17 protein-coding genes are annotated in these 17,681 nt (G+C 62.4%); 7 read left to right on the top strand and 10 right to left on the bottom strand.

All coding sequences use genetic code 11. From position 1 onward, the window contains the following. Positions 1-48 precede the first annotated feature (48 nt). From JF539_RS21080 to JF539_RS21070, 3 genes are all read left to right on the top strand, one after another. On the top strand, positions 49-501 hold the full coding sequence (locus tag JF539_RS21080; RefSeq protein ID WP_207142709.1) for a TspO/MBR family protein: 453 nt from the start codon (positions 49-51) through the stop codon (positions 499-501). 313 nt (positions 502-814) lie between these two features. Beyond that, positions 815-2,116, top strand: coding sequence for a DUF1835 domain-containing protein (locus JF539_RS21075; RefSeq protein WP_207142708.1), 1,302 nt, complete (start codon positions 815-817; stop codon positions 2,114-2,116). Between the two features lie 82 nt (positions 2,117-2,198). Beyond that, positions 2,199-3,158: a tyrosine recombinase XerC gene (locus JF539_RS21070; protein ID WP_207142707.1), complete on the top strand. Its 960-nt coding sequence runs from the start codon at positions 2,199-2,201 to the stop codon at positions 3,156-3,158. Between the two features lie 13 nt (positions 3,159-3,171). Here the strand turns inward: JF539_RS21070 and JF539_RS21065 are convergent, their stop codons facing one another. Continuing rightward, complete coding sequence (locus tag JF539_RS21065; RefSeq protein ID WP_207142706.1) at positions 3,172-3,675, bottom strand: GNAT family N-acetyltransferase; 504 nt, start codon at positions 3,673-3,675, stop codon at positions 3,172-3,174. Positions 3,676-3,868: 193 nt separating this feature from the next. Between JF539_RS21065 and JF539_RS21060 the strand changes: the two genes are divergently transcribed. From JF539_RS21060 to JF539_RS21050, 3 genes are all read left to right on the top strand, one after another. After that, the gene (locus tag JF539_RS21060; RefSeq protein ID WP_207142705.1) at positions 3,869-4,276 is read left to right on the top strand and encodes a serine/threonine protein kinase; all 408 of its coding nucleotides are present in this window, start codon (positions 3,869-3,871) and stop codon (positions 4,274-4,276) included. 113 nt (positions 4,277-4,389) lie between these two features. Further along, positions 4,390-4,614, top strand: a complete 225-nt coding sequence (locus JF539_RS21055; protein ID WP_207142704.1) for a hypothetical protein — start codon at positions 4,390-4,392, stop codon at positions 4,612-4,614. Positions 4,615-4,796: 182 nt separating this feature from the next. Next, positions 4,797-5,753, top strand: a complete 957-nt coding sequence (locus JF539_RS21050; RefSeq protein ID WP_207142703.1) for a metallophosphoesterase — start codon at positions 4,797-4,799, stop codon at positions 5,751-5,753. A 20-nt stretch (positions 5,754-5,773) separates the two neighbouring features. Here the strand turns inward: JF539_RS21050 and JF539_RS21045 are convergent, their stop codons facing one another. Beyond that, positions 5,774-6,412 carry a cation transporter gene (locus JF539_RS21045; protein WP_207142702.1) on the bottom strand — a complete coding sequence of 213 codons (639 nt, stop codon included), beginning with the start codon at positions 6,410-6,412 and terminating at the stop codon, positions 5,774-5,776. An 86-nt stretch (positions 6,413-6,498) separates the two neighbouring features. Between JF539_RS21045 and JF539_RS21040 the strand changes: the two genes are divergently transcribed. Beyond that, the gene (locus JF539_RS21040) at positions 6,499-6,918 is read left to right on the top strand and encodes a MerR family transcriptional regulator (protein WP_207142701.1); all 420 of its coding nucleotides are present in this window, start codon (positions 6,499-6,501) and stop codon (positions 6,916-6,918) included. A gap of 31 nt (positions 6,919-6,949) precedes the next feature. Here the strand turns inward: JF539_RS21040 and JF539_RS21035 are convergent, their stop codons facing one another. From JF539_RS21035 to sucD, 8 genes are all read right to left on the bottom strand, one after another. Next, on the bottom strand, positions 6,950-8,458 hold the full coding sequence (locus tag JF539_RS21035) for a hypothetical protein (protein WP_207142700.1): 1,509 nt from the start codon (positions 8,456-8,458) through the stop codon (positions 6,950-6,952). A gap of 136 nt (positions 8,459-8,594) precedes the next feature. Then, on the bottom strand, positions 8,595-9,998 hold the full coding sequence (lpdA, locus tag JF539_RS21030) for a dihydrolipoyl dehydrogenase (RefSeq protein ID WP_207142699.1): 1,404 nt from the start codon (positions 9,996-9,998) through the stop codon (positions 8,595-8,597). Between the two features lie 59 nt (positions 9,999-10,057). Then, the gene (locus tag JF539_RS21025) at positions 10,058-10,816 is read right to left on the bottom strand and encodes an SDR family oxidoreductase (protein ID WP_207142698.1); all 759 of its coding nucleotides are present in this window, start codon (positions 10,814-10,816) and stop codon (positions 10,058-10,060) included. A gap of 28 nt (positions 10,817-10,844) precedes the next feature. Beyond that, complete coding sequence (locus tag JF539_RS21020; protein WP_207142697.1) at positions 10,845-11,261, bottom strand: hypothetical protein; 417 nt, start codon at positions 11,259-11,261, stop codon at positions 10,845-10,847. 16 nt (positions 11,262-11,277) lie between these two features. Next, positions 11,278-11,892, bottom strand: coding sequence for a LysE family translocator (locus tag JF539_RS21015; RefSeq protein ID WP_207142696.1), 615 nt, complete (start codon positions 11,890-11,892; stop codon positions 11,278-11,280). Positions 11,893-11,976: 84 nt separating this feature from the next. Then, positions 11,977-13,497, bottom strand: coding sequence for a 2-oxoglutarate dehydrogenase complex dihydrolipoyllysine-residue succinyltransferase (odhB, locus tag JF539_RS21010; protein ID WP_207142695.1), 1,521 nt, complete (start codon positions 13,495-13,497; stop codon positions 11,977-11,979). Positions 13,498-13,560: 63 nt separating this feature from the next. After that, a complete protein-coding gene (locus tag JF539_RS21005; protein WP_207142872.1) occupies positions 13,561-16,548 on the bottom strand; it encodes a 2-oxoglutarate dehydrogenase E1 component in 2,988 nt (995 codons plus the stop codon). A 222-nt stretch (positions 16,549-16,770) separates the two neighbouring features. After that, the gene (gene sucD, locus JF539_RS21000; RefSeq protein ID WP_207142694.1) at positions 16,771-17,679 is read right to left on the bottom strand and encodes a succinate--CoA ligase subunit alpha; all 909 of its coding nucleotides are present in this window, start codon (positions 17,677-17,679) and stop codon (positions 16,771-16,773) included. Positions 17,680-17,681 lie beyond the last annotated feature (2 nt).

Here is a 17,681-nt window from a genome sequence, read left to right as displayed (position 1 = left end):
GGGCGGCCACAGCAGACCGTCGGGCCGTTCTGACACCAGGTTTCTAAAATGGCCATCGCAGTATTTGTCGTTCTTGTGCTTGTCACCGCCATGAGCGGTGCCGTCTTCAAACCCGGAACCTGGTATGAAGCGCTCAAGAAACCGGCCTGGACACCCCCGAACTGGGCGTTTCCCGTTGTCTGGACCCTGCTTTACATCATGATCCTCTTCGCCGGATGGGCGGTCTGGACCAAGGCCGGCTGGTCGCTTGCCTTAGCCATATGGGCGGCCCAACTGGTACTCAACGGCGCCTGGTCCTGGCTGTTTTTCGGGCTCCGGCGCATGGACCTGGCGCTTGTCGATGTCGGCCTGCTGTGGCTCGCGATCGCCGGCTTCATCCTGGCAGCCTGGCCCCTGTCCACGCTCTCCTCCCTGCTTTTCGTGCCTTACCTGATGTGGGTCAGCACTGCCTTCCTGCTGAATTTGTCCGTCTTGCGCTTGAACGCGGCGGACCGGGCGTAGGGAACAGATTACCGCTTTCCTCGCCGCGGCACCCGATCCGCATGGTCCCGCTGCCCGGTTGCCGGCATGCGCGTCCAAAAACATGTCATGGGAACGCGCTTCGCGACCGTCAGGCTTATCAGCAGCGTTTGCAAAGAGCTGCTTGCGACCGCTGGCTGCAACGAATATCATGCGACCGTGCCCTGGGCGGGGCGCCCGGTCCGCGGAAAGGTTTCCACGCCTACTTGTCCTGAGCGCATCGAGCGCTCCCTTCATCTGACACCCGCTCGATCCGGAGATGCGGACGCTGGAGACACCGAGCCAGGGAGTCACCATGACCGATCAAACGCGCGCTGCCCTGCGTGCCCTTCCCTTGTTGAGCTCTTCCGATCTTTCGCTCGATCTGGACCGCCAGAAACGAATGGCCAAGGAGCTTCGAAATGCAGCCCGCGCCAAACGCAAGGATGCGGTCTCCAGGCTGCGCCGGCACCATCCAAGGTTCGATGCCCTAGACCTTGCCGCGCTGAAGCTGAGCGATGCGCAGCTGACCGTCGCCCGTGAGGCCGGTCTCTCCAGCTGGTCGGCACTGAAGCGGCATGTCGAACAGATCGACGCCGCCCGGCAGGCAATCGAAAAACGCGACACCGCGCCGGACAGCGACCTGCCAACACTGCACATCCGCTGCGGCAACGATATCGAGGCGTCGCTGGACCGTGCAGGATTTGCAGGCGATTTCCTGATGACCGCCGATCCGATTTGCCAGGGCCCGATCTCCGCCGGTCCTCATGCGCTGGAAGAGCGCGCCGGCTTCATCGCCGGAGAATACCCCGGCGAGAACTACGAGAAGAACCTGAAAGGGCTGCGCGAAGCTGAAGAAAAACTCGCAACAGCCGGCGACTACGGCCGGATCGTCCTGTGGTTCGAGCACGATCCCTACGATCAGCTGGTGCTGATCAAGCTGCTCGCAGGCTTGCGCGATGCCGGGCAGGACAAGCGGAAGGTCGAGCTGATTTCGCTGGACAGATTTCCAGGCATTTCGAAATTCATCGGCATCGGTCAGTTGTCGCCGGCCGCGCTCCGGCACATGTTCGGTCAAAGGCAGCCCGTGCCGGTGGCTGCCTTTGACCAGGCTCGCCTGGCCTGGGACTCTCTGCATGCGCCAACGCCGGTGCCATTCTTCGACCTCATCGGCAAAACACCGGCCCTTCCGTTTCTCAGTGGCTCGATCCGCCGGTACCTGGCCGAATTGCCGTCGCTGGAAAACGGCCTGTCTTTCACGGAACAGAGTGCCCTGGAGATCCTCGCGGACGGCCCTCGACCCTGGAGCGAAGTGTTCCGGGAGTTCATGTTGGAGCGCGATCCGCTGCCGTATCATGGCGACCTGATGTTTCTCGGGACCTTGCTGCGTCTGCGCGATGCCGCGACACCGGCCCTTGCCGATGACGGGACCGAACTCGGGCCTTCGAACTGGGGCAAGACAGTCTTCAGCATCACGGCCGCCGGTCGCGAACTTCTGGCCGGCCGGCGGGACTGGAAGACCTGCGCGCCGCGCGAGCGCAGGCACGGCGGCACGGAATGCCTTGGCGCTCCGGACTGGCGGTGGAACCGGCAGCGGCAACGGCCGGAAACCCACTAGGGTACGGATCGCGGAGGTGCAAACGACACGTTTCGCCACCATGTTAACGGATCCGTTGCAGCTTTGACGCCAGACTGGGGACATGAGTACCGCTTCCGGCCAGACAGAGACCCTTCTCGTGACCGCACGGCCCGACCTCAATCAGAGGATCGGGCTCTGGCTGGATCATCTGTCCGACGAGCGGCGTCTGTCGGAGAAGACCCTGCTGGCCTATGACCGGGACCTGCGCCAGTTCCTGCGCTTTCTGACAGAGCATCTCGGCGGCGCTCCGGGCCTGAAGGACATCGCCGCGCTCCGGCCGGCCGATTTTCGCGGCTTTCTGGCCAGCCGGCGCCGGCAGGGTGTGAAAAGCCGGTCACTGGCGCGCGGGTTGGCCGGTATCCGGTCGTTCCTGAAATTTCTGGAACGGCGCGGCGAGGTCAACGCGGCCGCCTCCGCTGCGGTCCGGCCGCCCCGTCAGGCACGTTCGCTGCCCAAACCGGTCTCTTCCAGGGATGCGCTCGACGTCACCAGCGGCGCGCTGGCGATGGAGGCCGAAGCCTGGGTGGAAGCGCGCAACGCCGCGGTCCTGACCCTGCTTTACGGATGCGGCCTGCGGATTTCGGAAGCCCTGTCGCTGAGCGGAAGCATGGCCCCCAAACGGGGCACGAAAACCCTCCGGATCGTCGGCAAGGGCCGCAAGGAGCGCATCGTTCCGATCCTGCCCGCCGTTTGCGAAGCGGTGGAACTCTACCTGCGGCTTTGCCCTTACGCGGTCAGCCCGGAAGGTCCGCTCTTTCTGGGCGCTCGCGGTGGCCCGCTCAATCCGCGCCTCATTCAGCTCGCCATGGAAAAACTGCGTGGGGCGCTCGGCCTGCCGGACAGCGCAACGCCGCACGCCCTTCGCCATTCCTTCGCCACGCATCTCCTCGCCGGTGGCGGCGACCTCAGGACGATCCAGGAACTGCTCGGCCACGCCAGCCTCGCCTCGACACAGATCTATACGGAGGTCGACAGCGCTCATCTGCTGGCGGCCTACGACAAGGCCCATCCGAGGCGTTAGAGGTCCTTCCCGGTCAATCGGGATACGGCAATTCGAAAACGGAGCGCGTCACGCCATCGGGAAATTCTTCCCGCGCGATCTTCCTGCCGCCAAGCTTGCGGACCAGCCCGCGTGCCGCGGCATTCTCATCCTTCATGTGGGTTTCCACCAAAGGCCAGCCATAGCTTTCATAACCGTGGCGGATAACCGCTCTTGAAACTTCAACCGCGCAGCCGGTGCCTCGCGCTTCGGGAAGGATCCACCAGGTCAATTCCCGCCGGGGCCAGCCCTCGGGCCAGGCGAAACCGCAGCCACCGACGGCGGAACTTCCATTCTTGGGAACGATCATCCAAAGCCCGTAACCGCGCAGGCGCCAGTGGCCGACATGGCCCGAAAGGACACGCCAGGCCTGATCTTTCCGAAGCGGGCCGCCATAAAACTCCGACGCAGCACCATCGGCGAAGAAGCGGGCGTAGACATCGAAGTCGTGCTCTTCCGGAGGCCGGAGAAGGAAACGTTCCGTGCTCACGATCGACATGGTGGAAACCTCGGGGCTGTTGCATCAGACCTGGGACTTCAGACCTGAGACTGCGGTTTTCTCTTAAACGTCCGATTCAGCATTCCGGACGGCACATCTGGCAGCGTTCACGGCTATCGGTTAGGTTGTTTTCCCGAATCGGTTTTCGCCGTCAAAGCGAATTCTGTCACATCTGCCTGCCGGGAGCTTGCGAATGCGCCTGATTTATCTCGCCATCGGCTTTCTTCTCCTGTCGGTTTCTTCCTGCTTTGCCGAACGCATCTACTGTCCTCTTGCCGAGGATGGCAACTGGGTCAATCCGGACGCGGAGCCGAAGGAGATCAGCCGGGTGGAAGTTGATAGCCGCTGCGAGAACGAGCAGGTTCACGTCCGGGTCCGGGCATTCACCTCCTGCATTCCCAGAGATTGCAAATGGGGCTGGACCAAGGGGGAGAGGCTCGACAACGGTGCGATAGAGGTGCTCCTCATCGGCTTCCTGAGCAGCAAGAAGATTACATTGAGGGCTTTTGGCGACGTTCTCGACACTCATGTGGTCAACATTACCAATGACCTATCCCGGCCAAACCGCGAAAAAGTCTATAATCTTCAAAGGAAAAAGTAACCTTTCAAAAAATTTGAAATAAATTAAATTCTGTTTTTCCTTGCCAGATCCACTTTTTGCCTTACCCTACGGGATACTGCGTATCGGCGCAGCTTGACCAATGGAGGGGTAGCATGCGTTTCCTTAGCACAACTCTTGCCGCAGTCAGCCTGGCAGCTTTCGCGATAGCTCCTGCGAATGCCTGTCCGTGGAGTAAAACCAGCGAAGTGAAAACGGACATGACCGTTGCCGAAACGGTCCCGGGTTCGCAAGACGATACGGATGTATCGGTCGCCACCAACGACTTGAGCGATGACCTTGTTTTCCAGCCCGTACCGGCTGAGAAACCCACTGAATAAGCTTCAATCCCCCGATGCTCCATTCACAACCCGCTGTTCTAACGGCGGGTTTTTTTTGATTTCAAAACCTGCCCCGAACGCACCTTTCCGCTGCACGAAATCTGCAGAAAAACGCCTTCTTGAGACCGCAACCGGGCCGCACCTTGCCGAGATTGCGAAACGAACCCGGATCCCAGAGCGCGATGTTTACCAGACGGCTTTTTCTCAAAGGCCTTGGCATGACCTTTTTCGGAGCTATCTCTGCTCCGGCCTATGCGATCGGTGTCGAACCGTTCAGCTTGCGCGTTCGGCGGTATCGCGTCACGCCACCCCGCTGGCCGAAGGATCTCAAGATGACCGCCGCAATCCTTGCCGACCCCCACATCTGCGATCCGTGGATGGGACTGGAGCGGGTGCGGTTCCTCGTCGAGCGCACCAACGATCTGAAGCCGGACATCGTCCTGCTGCTCGGTGACTATATTGCCGACCACAAATGGCAATACGATCCCGTTCCCGAACAGGCCTGGGCGGATCTCTTCGGCGGCCTCTCGGCACCGCTCGGCATCCATGCGGTTCTCGGGAATCACGACTGGTGGGCCGACGGGGACGCCCAATTGGCCGGCTCCGGACCCACGAGATACGGGCAGGCCCTCCTCAACGCGGGCATCAACCTTTATCAGAACCGCGCCGTCCGTCTGCAGAAAGACGGCAAGGCCTTCTGGCTTGCGGGACTCGACGACCAGCTCGCCCTTTATCCCATCAAGCGGATCAACCGGCCGCACTGGCGAGGGCTCGACGACCTTTCAGCCACGCTGGCGCAGGTCACCGACAACGCGCCGGTTCTTCTGATGGCGCACGAGCCCGACATTTTCGCCGAAGTCCCCTCACGCGTCAGTCTGACCCTCAGCGGCCACACCCACGGCGGACAGGTCAATTGGTTCGGCTACCGCCCCGCCTTGTCCGGCAAACACGAAAAGAAATACGTTTACGGCCATATCGTCGAAACCGAAGGCACCCGACTGCAACGGCATCTCCGCGCCGAATCGGAGCCGAGGCATCTGATTGTCTCGGGCGGTCTGGGCTGTTCCCTCTTTCCCGTTCGCTTCGGGGTGCCGCCGGAAATCACCTTGGTTGAACTTGGCGGCGGCACTTCGGCTTGAGGGGCGCGACACCGCGATTCCTATCTGCCGGTGGCCGCATAGGACGGCTCCTGCCGGACCTCCCGCATGGCCTGGATAAATATCTGAACCGCGGAACTCAGGAAGAGGGCCGCCATCAGACCGGCCACGATCAGGTCGGGCCAGGCGCTGGCGGTTCCCCAGACACCGAAGGCCGCCAGCATGACCGCAACGTTGCCGATGGCGTCGTTGCGGGAGCAGAGCCAGACGGAGCGCACGTTGGCGTCACCGTCCTTGTAGCGCACGAGGAGGAGTACACTGGCCAGATTGACGGCAAGCGCCAGAAATCCGATGGACCCCATGACGACCGCCTGGGGCACGCCGAACACGAAAACCTGATAGGCCGTCGATCCCGCGACCCAAAGCCCCATGAGCAGCAGGCTTCCGCCCTTGGCAAGCGCCGCCAGCGCACGGGTCCTCAGGGAGGCCCCGATGACCGCCAGCGAAATGCCGTAGGTCACGGCATCGCCGAAGAAATCGAGCGCATCCGCCTGCAGCGCTTTCGAGCCGGCCGTCTGCGCGGCCGTCATTTCGACGACAAACATGACCGCGTTCAGCGCAATCACCAGCCAGAGCCTTCGCCTGTAATCCTTTGACATGCCGTCGAATTGTTTGTTTGAGTGTCCGCAGCACGCTCCCATTCCGGTCTCCCGCCTTTCGGCTTCTTGAATTGTCGGCTGCTTCGATGTGTACTTCCTATAGCGACTAGAGGTTCAAGAGGTTTTTTATGGACTATTCCATCGGCGAGCTTTCCAAACGGACCGGCGTCAAGGTGCCGACCATCCGCTATTATGAAAAGGAAGGACTGTTGGTCCCGCCGCCGCGCACAGACGGCAATCAACGGCGCTACCGGGACACCGACCTCGACCGGCTCGGTTTCATCAAGCATTGCCGCGATCTCGGCCTGCCGATGCCGGCAATCCGGGACCTGATCGAACTCAGTCAGCATCCGGACAAGCCTTGCAGCGAGGCCGACCGGATCGCCGCCACGCAACTTCAGTCCGTACGCGAACGGATCGCGCATCTGAAAAGGCTGGAAGCCGAACTCGCCCGCATCGCTTCAAGCTGCGCGGGAGATCACACGATGACTGACTGCAACGTGTTGAAGGCTTTCGGGGATCACAGTCTTTGCAAAAGCAGCCATTAGAGGCCTTCCCCTGCTCCTGACCGGGAAAGGTCTACTTTCTGACCGGGACCGTGACCTCACGCCCGTTCGCATAATCCCTGACCAGCACGCTGTCGCCATCCCGTTCAAGACGCAGCATGGCCCAGCGCTCGGCGGGAAGACGGCAGGAATGGCGCCCCATCACACAGGGAAGCTGCGGTGTACGCTCGTAAGGAATGACTTTCGCAAGGGCCCGGGAAATGCGCGGATGCCCCTTCAGATAGCCGAAAAACGTATAGGGACTGACGTACCAAACATCTCCCGGATAAAGTTCTCTCAGGAATTCCGCCCGTGCCAGGGGAAACTCGCGCCCCCAAGTCCAGGACAGCGCATCGCCGGTCTGATGATCCAGATAATGATGCGCCATGGTCTCGTCGATGAAGACCCGGCGCTGCGCCGAAACATCGTCCCGATAGTCCTCGACGACCGCCTGCCGCTGCCCGACCTCGCTCGACAACACGTAAAAAAGCAGGAAATTCGCAGAGACCACCAGAAAGACCGCTCCGTAAAGCGCGAAGGCCAAGCCGCGAAACCGCTCTCTGGCGAGAACATCCACCACGGTGAGGAACGCCACACAAGCCGCTAGGTTGCGGACCAGCACCTTGTCGTGGAGCACCGCTCCGAGGGCCTGGCCCGCAGCCAGAAGTGCGCACAACAGGGCGACTTCGCGCGCCCTGCGGAAAGAGACCAGCGCAGCGCCGGCGAACACCACGGCCCGTCCAAGCGCTTCGCCGTTGACGCCACCGCCGGTGGACCGTTGCGAATGGTAGATGAACTGCCGGAAGAATTCCGCGTAGTCGAAATCGATACTGACGGAAAAGGCCAGCAGTCCGACCGTCAGGGCAACGGCGTTTTCCAGAAACAGCCGACGGAAATCCGCCTGCCGGAACCAGAGGCGCCAGGCATCATGCATCAGGATCGCGCCGAGACTCCATGCGAAGACGGCCGGAGAAGCGAGCGGTGCGAAGGCGAGCGCAAGCTTCGCCAGGCTGCGGAGGCTGGACACCCGCATCCCGTGCCCCTCCCGCTCCTGAAGGCGCGCACTTGCAAACAGCAGGAACAATCCGGCCATCCAGAGAACGCAGGCCGTGATCTCCAGCCGGAACCCCGTGACCACATACATCGGCGCGAACAGGACAGGCGCGAAAAGCGCCGCTTTGGGCAACCGAAGCGTGAGGCAGAGCGCCGAAAACGCGAGCGTCGTCAGAAAATAACAGGTGAATTCATAGGCCACGACGCTGACCGTGGAGATCCCGAAGAGCCGAAGGAACAGGCCGGAGAGGATCGGGTGAAACCGGGTGTAGAGATGATAGTCTTCAAGACCCGGAAACTGGACGGCGAGCAGCGGATTGATGTGCGCACCACTCTCCGCATAGCTTGCGGCCCAGGGAATGAAGAAGAGATCGTCCACATGGGCGATCGTCCGGTCCGGCCAGAAAAACACGAGCGCCGCCAAAACCGTCAGAAGAACCCAGACGCCAATGCTCAGCGCGTCAAGACCGCCGGTACCGCTCTTTTGCACACTCGCCCCCGAAGCTTCTTTGGAATCCGGTAGATCCTTGCCACCGCAACCGCGTTTACAAGCAAAGGGCGCCGCAGGCAAGAATGCCGGCGGCGCCCCTGTCATTTTGCGGCATGTGCCGCGCCCTCAGGCCGGATCAGGAATGGATCGGCTTGGCGAAAGCACCGAGCGCGGCTTCCTTGACCGCTTCCGACATGGTCGGGTGCGCATGGCAGGTCCGGCCCAGGTCTTCCGAAGAGCCGCCGAACTCCATCAGCACCGCCGCTTCGTGGATCATCTCGCCCGCGCCGAAGCCGACGATGTGAACACCCAGAACCCGGTCGGTCTTGGCGTCCGCCAGAACCTTGGCGAAGCCGTCGGTGTGGTTCATCGCGCGTGCGCGGCCGTTGGCGGAGAAGTTGAACTTGCCGGTCTTGTAGTCGATGCCGGCCGCCTTGAGTTCTTCCTCGGTCTTGCCGACGGAGGCGACCTCCGGCTGGGTGTAGACGACGCCCGGAATGACGTCATAGTTCACGTGACCGGCCTGACCGGCAAGGATCTCGGCGATCGCCACGCCTTCGTCCTCGGCCTTGTGGGCAAGCATCGGACCGGCGACGACATCGCCAATGGCGTAGATGCCGTCGACATTGGTCTTGTAGTGGGCATCGATCTGGACGCGGCCGCGTTCGTCGAGCGCAACGCCCGCCGTCTCGAGACCGAGGCCCTCCGTGTAGGGCCGGCGGCCGATGGCAACCAGCACGATGTCGGCATCCAACACCTCCGCATCACCGCCCGCGGCCGGCTCGACCGATACGGCCAGACCCTTGCCCTTCTTGGCGACGCCGGTGACCTTGGAAGAGAGCTTGAACTCCATGCCCTGCTTCTTCAGCATCCGCTGGAAATTCTTGGAAACGTCGCCGTCCATCGGCCCGAGGATCTTGTCCATGAATTCGACAACGGTCACCTTCGCGCCGAGCCGGTTCCAGACCGAGCCCAGTTCAAGACCGATCACGCCGCCGCCGACGACCACAAGCTTGCCCGGCACTTTTTCAAGCTCGAGCGCGCCGGTGGAGGACACCACCTGTTTTTCGTCGATCTCGACGCCCGGCAGGGGCATGACATCCGAGCCGGTGGCAATCACGATGTTCCTGGTTTCCAGGACGGAGGCCGAACCGTCTTCGGCGGTCACCTCGACCTTGCCCTGGCCAAGGATCTTGCCCGTACCGGTGTGCACGTCGATCTTGTTCTTTTTCATCAGGAAGGCGACGCCGCCGACGTTGGCGTCGACGACATCCGTCTTGTGTTTCATCATGCCGCCAAGATCGAGTTTCGGCTTGGAGACCTTGATGCCCAGCTTCTCGAAACCGTGGCCGGCTTCCTCGAACATCTCCGATGCGTGCAGCAGAGCCTTGGAGGGAATGCAGCCGATGTTGAGGCAGGTGCCGCCCAGCGTCGCGCGCTTCTCAACAACCGCGGTCTTCAGCCCGAGCTGAGCCGCCTTGATCGCGCAAACATAGCCTCCGGGGCCGGTTCCGATGACGACGAGATCGTATTGGGACATTTTGGGTGCCTTTGCCTCTTTCAGTTACAGTCGGGACGTCTGTCTCTCAGACATCCGGATCACGGTAGAATCGCCCGGCCACCGGAAACGTCGAGGATGGCCCCGGTGGTATAGCTGGACTGGTCGGACATGAGCCAGACAATCGCTTCGGCAACCTCGTCGGCGGTTCCCGCGCGTTTCATCGGCAGTTGGGATTGCAGTTTTTCCACCCGGTCGGGCGCGCCGCCGGAGGCATGGATTTCCGTATCGATAATTCCCGGGCGAACCGCATTTACGCGGATGCCTTCTAGGGCGACTTCGCCCGCGAGCCCCACGGTCATCGTGTCAATCGCACCCTTGGTGGCCGCGTAGTCGACATACATGCCGGGGGAGCCCAGTTTGGACGCGGCGGATCCGAGGTTGACGATCGTACCGCCCTGCCCGCCATTCTTCGTCGACATGCGCCTGACGGCTTCGCGTGCGCAGAGGAACGTCCCGATCAAGTTGATATTCACCATGCGCGTCAGCCGGTCGAGCAACATGTCTTCGACACGCATGGCGCGGTCGACCACCCCGGCGTTGTTGACAAGGCCCTTGAGCGTCCCGAGGGTGTCGGCCGTCTCGAACAGCCGGATGACGTCCTGCTCGCTGCCGACGTCGGCCTGAACGGCCGTCGCCGCTCCGCCGGCGCTTTCGATCGTGGTGACCACGTCTGTGGCCGCAGCCTCGTTGCCGGCATAGTTCACAATGACCGTATGCCCCAACGCACCGAGCTTGCGGCAAACGCTGGCGCCAATTCCCCGGCTGCCGCCGGTTACGATGACAACACTGTCCGACATTCCGACCCCGGTTAAAGAGACAAACGGCTCATTTGAGCCGGTTCAACGTTTCGGACGCCCGGCCGGCGGCCCAGGTGCCGGTCAGGGTGCCGTCCGGATGGATCTCATAGATGACGGGATCGTTCTGACCCCAGTCGATGATCAGCGTCTTGCCGGCGAGCGGTCCCTGGCCATGATAGACCTGACCGGCAATATCCCAGCGGAAGAACGCCGTGCCGCCCTTGACCTCGATGGTGACGCGGCCCTGATAATGTGTCCCGTCGGGATTGAGACCCTGGACAACATAGACACCCGCGATTTCCGGCTGAAAACTGGGTTTCGGCGCAGCAGCCGCAGGCACGGAAACCGACACCGCGGCGGGAACCGCAAGCGTTCCGGCAAACAGGCCCAGGACCAGAAGCCTCGCCACTGCCTTCAGTCGATACCCACCGATCCGGTCCACCATCTTCTCCTCCCGTCTTCTATCTCTCTGCCAGCGCCAGCCGCAGGGAAAAGCCGGCGAATGCCGCCGCGACGGTGCGGCGCATCCACGCCATCGCCCGGTCGCTGCGCAGCAGCTTCTCCCCCACCAGCGAAGCAAACAGGCCGTAAACCACGAAGACGGCAAACGTCATTGCCATGAACACGGCTCCGAGAGCCAGCATCTCGAGCGCCGCGTTCGCAGACTGATGCCCGACGAACTGCGGCAGGAAGGCCAGGAAGAACACCGTGAGTTTCGGATTGAGGATGTTGATCAGGAAGCCGGTGCACGCGATCGAAACCAGGCTTTTGCCAACCTCCTTGCGCGCACCCAGATCCAGGGGACCGCTGTCCTTCAGGGTTTGCCAGGCAAGATAAAGAAGATAGGCGACACCGGCGTATTTCACCGCCTGAAACACCAGCGCGCTGGTGTGCATCAGCGCCGCGAGGCCGAGGACGGAGGCCAGGATGGCCGGAACGATGCCGAGCGTGCAGCCGAATGCGGCTGCGACGGATGCCTGCCGTCCGGTGCCAAGCCCGACCGCGACCGTGTATACGACACCGGTTCCGGGAACCAGCACCACGATCAGCGCGGTGATCAGAAACTCCAGGCTCATGTCGCGGCTCCTCAGACCCTTAAGTCTGTCCCGGTGCTCCGAACGGTCACTGAACCGTCCGGGGCTCCGGTACTTTCAAACCGATCAGAGATCCAGAACCAGACGCTGCGGATCTTCCAGGCTTTCCTTGACGCGCACCAGGAAGGTCACGGCTTCCTTGCCGTCGACGATCCGGTGATCGTAGGAAAGCGCCAGATACATCATCGGGCGGATGACCACCTGACCGTTCACGGCCATCGGGCGTTCCTGGATCTTGTGCATGCCGAGAATGCCGGACTGCGGCGCGTTCAGGATCGGCGAGGACATCAGCGACCCGTAGACACCACCGTTGGAGATGGTGAAGGTGCCGCCGGTCATGTCGGCCATGCCGAGCTTGCCGTCACGGGCCTTCTTGCCGAGATTGCCGATTTCCTGCTCGATTTCGGCGATCGACATCTGGTCCGCATCGCGCACGACCGGGACCACGAGGCCCTTGTCGGTGCCGACGGCGACGCCGATGTGGCAGAAGTTCTTGTAGATGATGTCGGTGCCGTCGATCTCGGCGTTGACCGCCGGGATTTCCTTCAGCGCATGGGTCACCGCCTTGGTGAAGAAGCCCATGAAGCCGAGCTTGACGCCGTGCTTCTTCTCGAACAGGTCCTTGTACTGCTTGCGCAGCTCCATCACCGGGCCCATGTCCACCTCGTTGTAGGTGGTCAGCATGGCGGCGGTGTTCTGGGCATCCTTCAAACGGCGCGCGATGGTCTGGCGCAGCTTGGTCATGCGGACGCGCTCTTCGCGGACCTCGTCCTCGGCGGCAACCGGGCCGCGCGCGACCTGGGCCGGAGCCGGAGCGCTGGCTGCCGAAGTGGCGCCCGATGCGATGGCGTTGATCACGTCACCCTTGAGCACCTGGCCGCGTTTGCCGGAGCCCGCGACCTGGTCGCCCGAAAGATTGTTTTCCGCCATCATCTTGGCGGCCGACGGAGCCGGCGGCATGGAAGACCCGGATGCTGCGGCGGGAGCGGACGGTGCCGGAGCCGGGGCGGCCGCGGCGGCCGGAGCGGTGGTGGCGGCTGCGCCCGACGGATCGATCTGGCAGAGCAGCACGCCCGGCTCGACGGTCGCGCCGGTTTCGGCGGCGATCTTGACGACGGTGCCGCCGACGGGTGCGGGCACTTCCTGCGCCGCCTTGTCGGTTTCAAGCTCGACCAGCGTGTCATCGACCTTGACGACGTCGCCGACCTTGACGCTCCATTCGCCGACTTCCGCTTCGGTGACGGATTCCCCGGCGCTCGGGGTAACGACGTCCACCAGTTCAGCCTTGGTTTCGGCCTTTGCCTCTTCCTTCGCCGGAGTGGCGGCGGGAGCCGGGGCGGCGGCAGCCGCGCCTTCGGCGATCTGGCCGAGCAGGGCGCCGACCTCGACGGTGTCGCCTTCCTTGACCACGATGCTTTCCAGGGTGCCTGCCGCCGGGGCCGGAACCTCGACCGTCACCTTGTCGGTTTCCAGTTCCACAAGCGGCTCGTCCTGATTGACGGCATCGCCCGGTTTCTTGAACCATTGCGCAATCGTTGCTTCAGAAACGGATTCGCCCAGGGTGGGCACGCGAATTTCGGTTGCCATGGTCGCCTTCTCTTAAAATTACCTGGCCAGTCTTGAGAAGAGGGCCCGAAGGCCCTCTTGAGATTAGTGTCCGAGAGCCTCTTCGAGGAATGCCTGAAGCTGCGCCAGATGCGCGGACATCAGGCCTGTCGCCGTTGACGCCATCGCAGCCCGTCCGGCGTAACGCGGACGCCTGTGCTTGGCATCGATCTGCTCCAGAACCCATTCGATATAGGGTTCGACGAAGAACCAGCCGCCCATGTTTTTCGGCTCTTCCTGGCACCAGACCATTTCGGCCTGGGGGAACCGGGCGAGCTCAAGCATCAGCGCCTTCTTCGGGAACGGATAGAGCTGTTCCACGCGAAGCAGGTAGACGTCGTCGATGCCGCGCTTTTCGCGCTCCTCGAACAGGTCGTAGTAGACCTTGCCCGAACACATGACGACGCGGCGGATCTTGTCGTCGGAGACCAGCTTGCCGTCCGAGGTCAGGTTGGGGCCCCAATCGTCCCACAACAGACGGTGGAAGGTCGAATCGGGTCCAAGCTCGCCGAGGGTCGACACCGCCTTCTTGTGACGCAGAAGCGACTTCGGCGTCATCAGGATCAGGGGCTTGCGGATGTCGCGGCAGACCTGGCGACGCAGGATGTGGAAGTAGTTCGCCGGGGTCGAGCAGTTCGCCACCTGCATGTTGTCTTCCGCGCAGAGCTGGAGATAACGCTCCAGGCGGGCGGAGGAGTGTTCCGGCCCCTGCCCTTCATAGCCGTGCGGCAGAAGGCAGACGAGACCGGACATGCGCAGCCATTTGCGCTCACCGGAGGAGATGAACTGGTCGAACAGCACCTGGGCGCCGTTGGCGAAATCGCCGAACTGGGCTTCCCACATGGTCAGCGCCCGGGGCTCTGCCAGCGAATAGCCGTATTCGAAGCCGAGCACCGCCTCTTCGGAGAGCATCGAGTTGATGACCTCGTAGCGCTGCTGGTCCGGCGCGATGTGGTTTAGCGGAATGTAGCGGCTTTCGTCTTCCTGGTCGTAGAGCACCGAATGGCGCTGGGAGAATGTGCCGCGCTCGCAGTCCTGGCCGGACAGGCGCACCGGATGGCCTTCCTTCAGAAGGGACGCGAATGCAAGCGCTTCCGCCGTCGCCCAGTCGATGCCTTCACCGGTTTCGATCATGCGCTCGCGATGGTTCATGAAACGCGCGATCGTGCGGTGGATGTTGAACCCGTCCGGCACATGGGTCAGTGCCCGGCCGATGTCCTTCAGTTCGGGCAGCGGCAATCCGGTCTGACCGCGGCGCGGATCGTCTTCGTCGTCGGCCCGTTTCATGCCGGCCCACTTGCCGTCGAGCCAGTCGGCCTTGTTCGGCTTGAAGGCCTGGCCCGCATCGAACTCGTCGTCCAGATGCTTGCGCCAGTCGGCCTTCATCTTGTCGACGTCCTCCTGCGAGACGAGGCCTTCGGCGATCAGGCGCTCGGAATAGAGCTGCAGGGTCGTCGCGTGCTTGCGGATCTTGCGGTACATGATCGGCTGGGTGAACGCCGGCTCGTCGCCTTCGTTGTGGCCGAAGCGGCGGTAGCAGATCATGTCGATGACGACAGGACGCTGGAAGGTCTGACGGTATTCGATGGCGATCTTGGCGGCGAAGACAACCGCTTCCGGATCGTCCGCGTTGACGTGGAAGATCGGCGCTTCGATCACCTTCGCCATGTCCGACGGATAGGGCGAGGACCGGGAGAAACGCGGGTTGGTGGTGAAGCCGATCTGGTTGTTGATGATCACATGGACCGAGCCGCCGGTACGGTGACCGCGCAGAGCGGACAGGCCGAAACACTCCGCCACCACGCCCTGGCCGGCGAAAGCGGCGTCGCCGTGAAGCAGCAGTGGCAGAACCGTTGTGCGATCGACTTCCGTCGTCTCGATGAAATTGCCGTTGTCCAAGGACGCAAGCTGGTCCTGTTTCGCACGTGCCTTGCCGAGAACGACCGGATTGACGATCTCAAGGTGAGACGGGTTCGCGGTCAGCGACAGGTGAACGTCGTTGCCGTCGAACGTCCGGTCGGAGGACGCGCCCAGATGATATTTCACGTCGCCGGAGCCCTCCACCTCGTCCGGGGCGTAGGAACCGCCCTTGAACTCGTGGAAAATGGCGCGGTGAGGTTTCGCCATCACCTGGGAGAGCACGTTCAGGCGGCCACGGTGCGCCATGCCGAAAACGATCTCCTTCAGGCCCATCGACCCGCCGCGCTTGATGATCTGCTCCAGCGCCGGGATCAGAGCCTCGCCGCCGTCGAGACCGAAACGCTTGGTGCCGGTGTATTTGACATCCAGGAACTTCTCGAAGCCTTCCGCTTCGACAAGCTTGTTCAGGATCGCCTTCTTGCCTTCATTTGTGAAGGCCACCTGCTTGTCCGGCCCCTCGATGCGCTCCTGAAGCCAGGATTTCGCAGCGGGGTCGGAAATATGCATGAACTCGACACCCAGCGTCGAGCAATAGGTCCGCTTCAGGATGTCCAGCATCTCGCGGATGGTGGCGTATTCGAGACCGAGCACGTGGTCGATGAAGATCCTGCGGTCCCAGTCGGCTTCGGTGAAGCCATAGGACGACGGATGTAGTTCCTCGTGATCGCCCTTGCCCGCAAGGCCGAGCGGGTCGAGGTCGGCGTGGAGGTGGCCCCGCATGCGATAGGCGCGGATCATCATCAGGGCGCGGACGGAGTCGCGTGTCGCCTGATGGACCTCGGCGTCCGACATCGGCGCACCCTTGGCGACCGCCTTCTGCTTCAGCTTGTCGCCGATTTTCTGTTCGATCGGCGCCCAGTTGCCGTCAAATGCGTTGACGAGGTCGCCATTGGCCTCGATCGGCCAGTCCTTGCGCTTCCAGGTCGCCCCTCGCGCTTCCTTCAAGACAGCGTCCTTCTCGTCCTGGAAGGCGGCGAAGAAGTCCCGCCACTCGGGCTCGACCGAGTTCGGGTCCGTCTTGTACTGAGCGTAGAGGTCTTCGATATAGGCTGCGTTGGCGCCGTAAAGCAACGACGTCAGTGCGAATACGTTGTTCGCTTCCTGCCGTGCCATGTGCATCTAGCGGAGGGTTCCTCCGCCCTTTTTGTTATGGCGGGCCGAAAATTGACCCGCGGCCGGTTCCCTACAAAGACCGGAGCGAAGAACAAGGCCCTCGAAACTCCGGTCCCTCGAAATATGGTTACGGCACGTAAACCGCGCCGCAACCCATCCTTTCACCATGCGGCATGAAACGTAAACAGTTTCCGTTACAAACCACAAAGATTCTCGGCTTTTTTAGCCTTTGAGAACCTCAAGAAGCGTCTCACCGAGCTTCGCCGGGGACGGAGAGACCTTGATGCCGGCTTCTTCCATCGCCGCGATCTTGTCCTCGGCGCCGCCCTTGCCGCCAGAAATCACGGCGCCGGCATGGCCCATCGTGCGGCCCGGAGGCGCGGTGCGGCCCGCGATGAAGCCGGCCATCGGCTTGGAACGGCCCTTCTTGGCCTCGTCCTTCAGGAACTGCGCGGCTTCTTCTTCCGCGGAGCCGCCGATCTCGCCGATCATGATGATCGACTTGGTCTCGTCGTCGGCGAGGAACATTTCCAGGACGTCGATGAACTCGGTACCCTTGACCGGGTCGCCGCCGATGCCGACCGCCGTCGTCTGGCCGAGGCCAGCGTTGGAGGTCTGGAACACGGCTTCATAGGTCAGCGTGCCGGACCGCGAGACGACGCCGACGGAGCCCTTCTTGAAGATGGAGCCCGGCATGATGCCGATCTTGCATTCTTCCGGGGTCAGGATGCCCGGGCAGTTCGGGCCGAGCAGACGCGACTTGGATTTCTCCAGCTTTGCCTTGACCTTGACCATGTCAGCCACCGGGATGCCTTCGGTGATGCAGACGATGAACGGGATTTCCGCGTCGATTGCCTCGATGATGGCCGCGCCCGCGCCTGCCGGCGGAACGTAGATCACCGACGCATCGGCGCCGGTGGCTTCCTTGGCTTCGCCGACGCTGGCGAAGATCGGCAGCTCGGCGGAGCTTTCCAGGCCGGAAGACCAGGTCTCGCCGCCTTTCTTCGGATGAACGCCGGCGACCATCTTGGTGCCGTAGTACTCAAGCGCCTGTTCCGTGTGGAAGGTGCCGGTCTTGCCGGTCAGGCCCTGAACGATGATTTTCGTGTCTTTATTGACGAGGATGGACATTT

The sequence above is a fragment of the Roseibium aggregatum genome (assembly GCF_017309185.1).
GTDB lineage: Bacteria > Pseudomonadota > Alphaproteobacteria > Rhizobiales > Stappiaceae > Roseibium > Roseibium aggregatum_B.
Note: the sequence above shows the minus strand (reverse complement) of the source record. Positions and strands in the feature narration are given on the sequence as shown.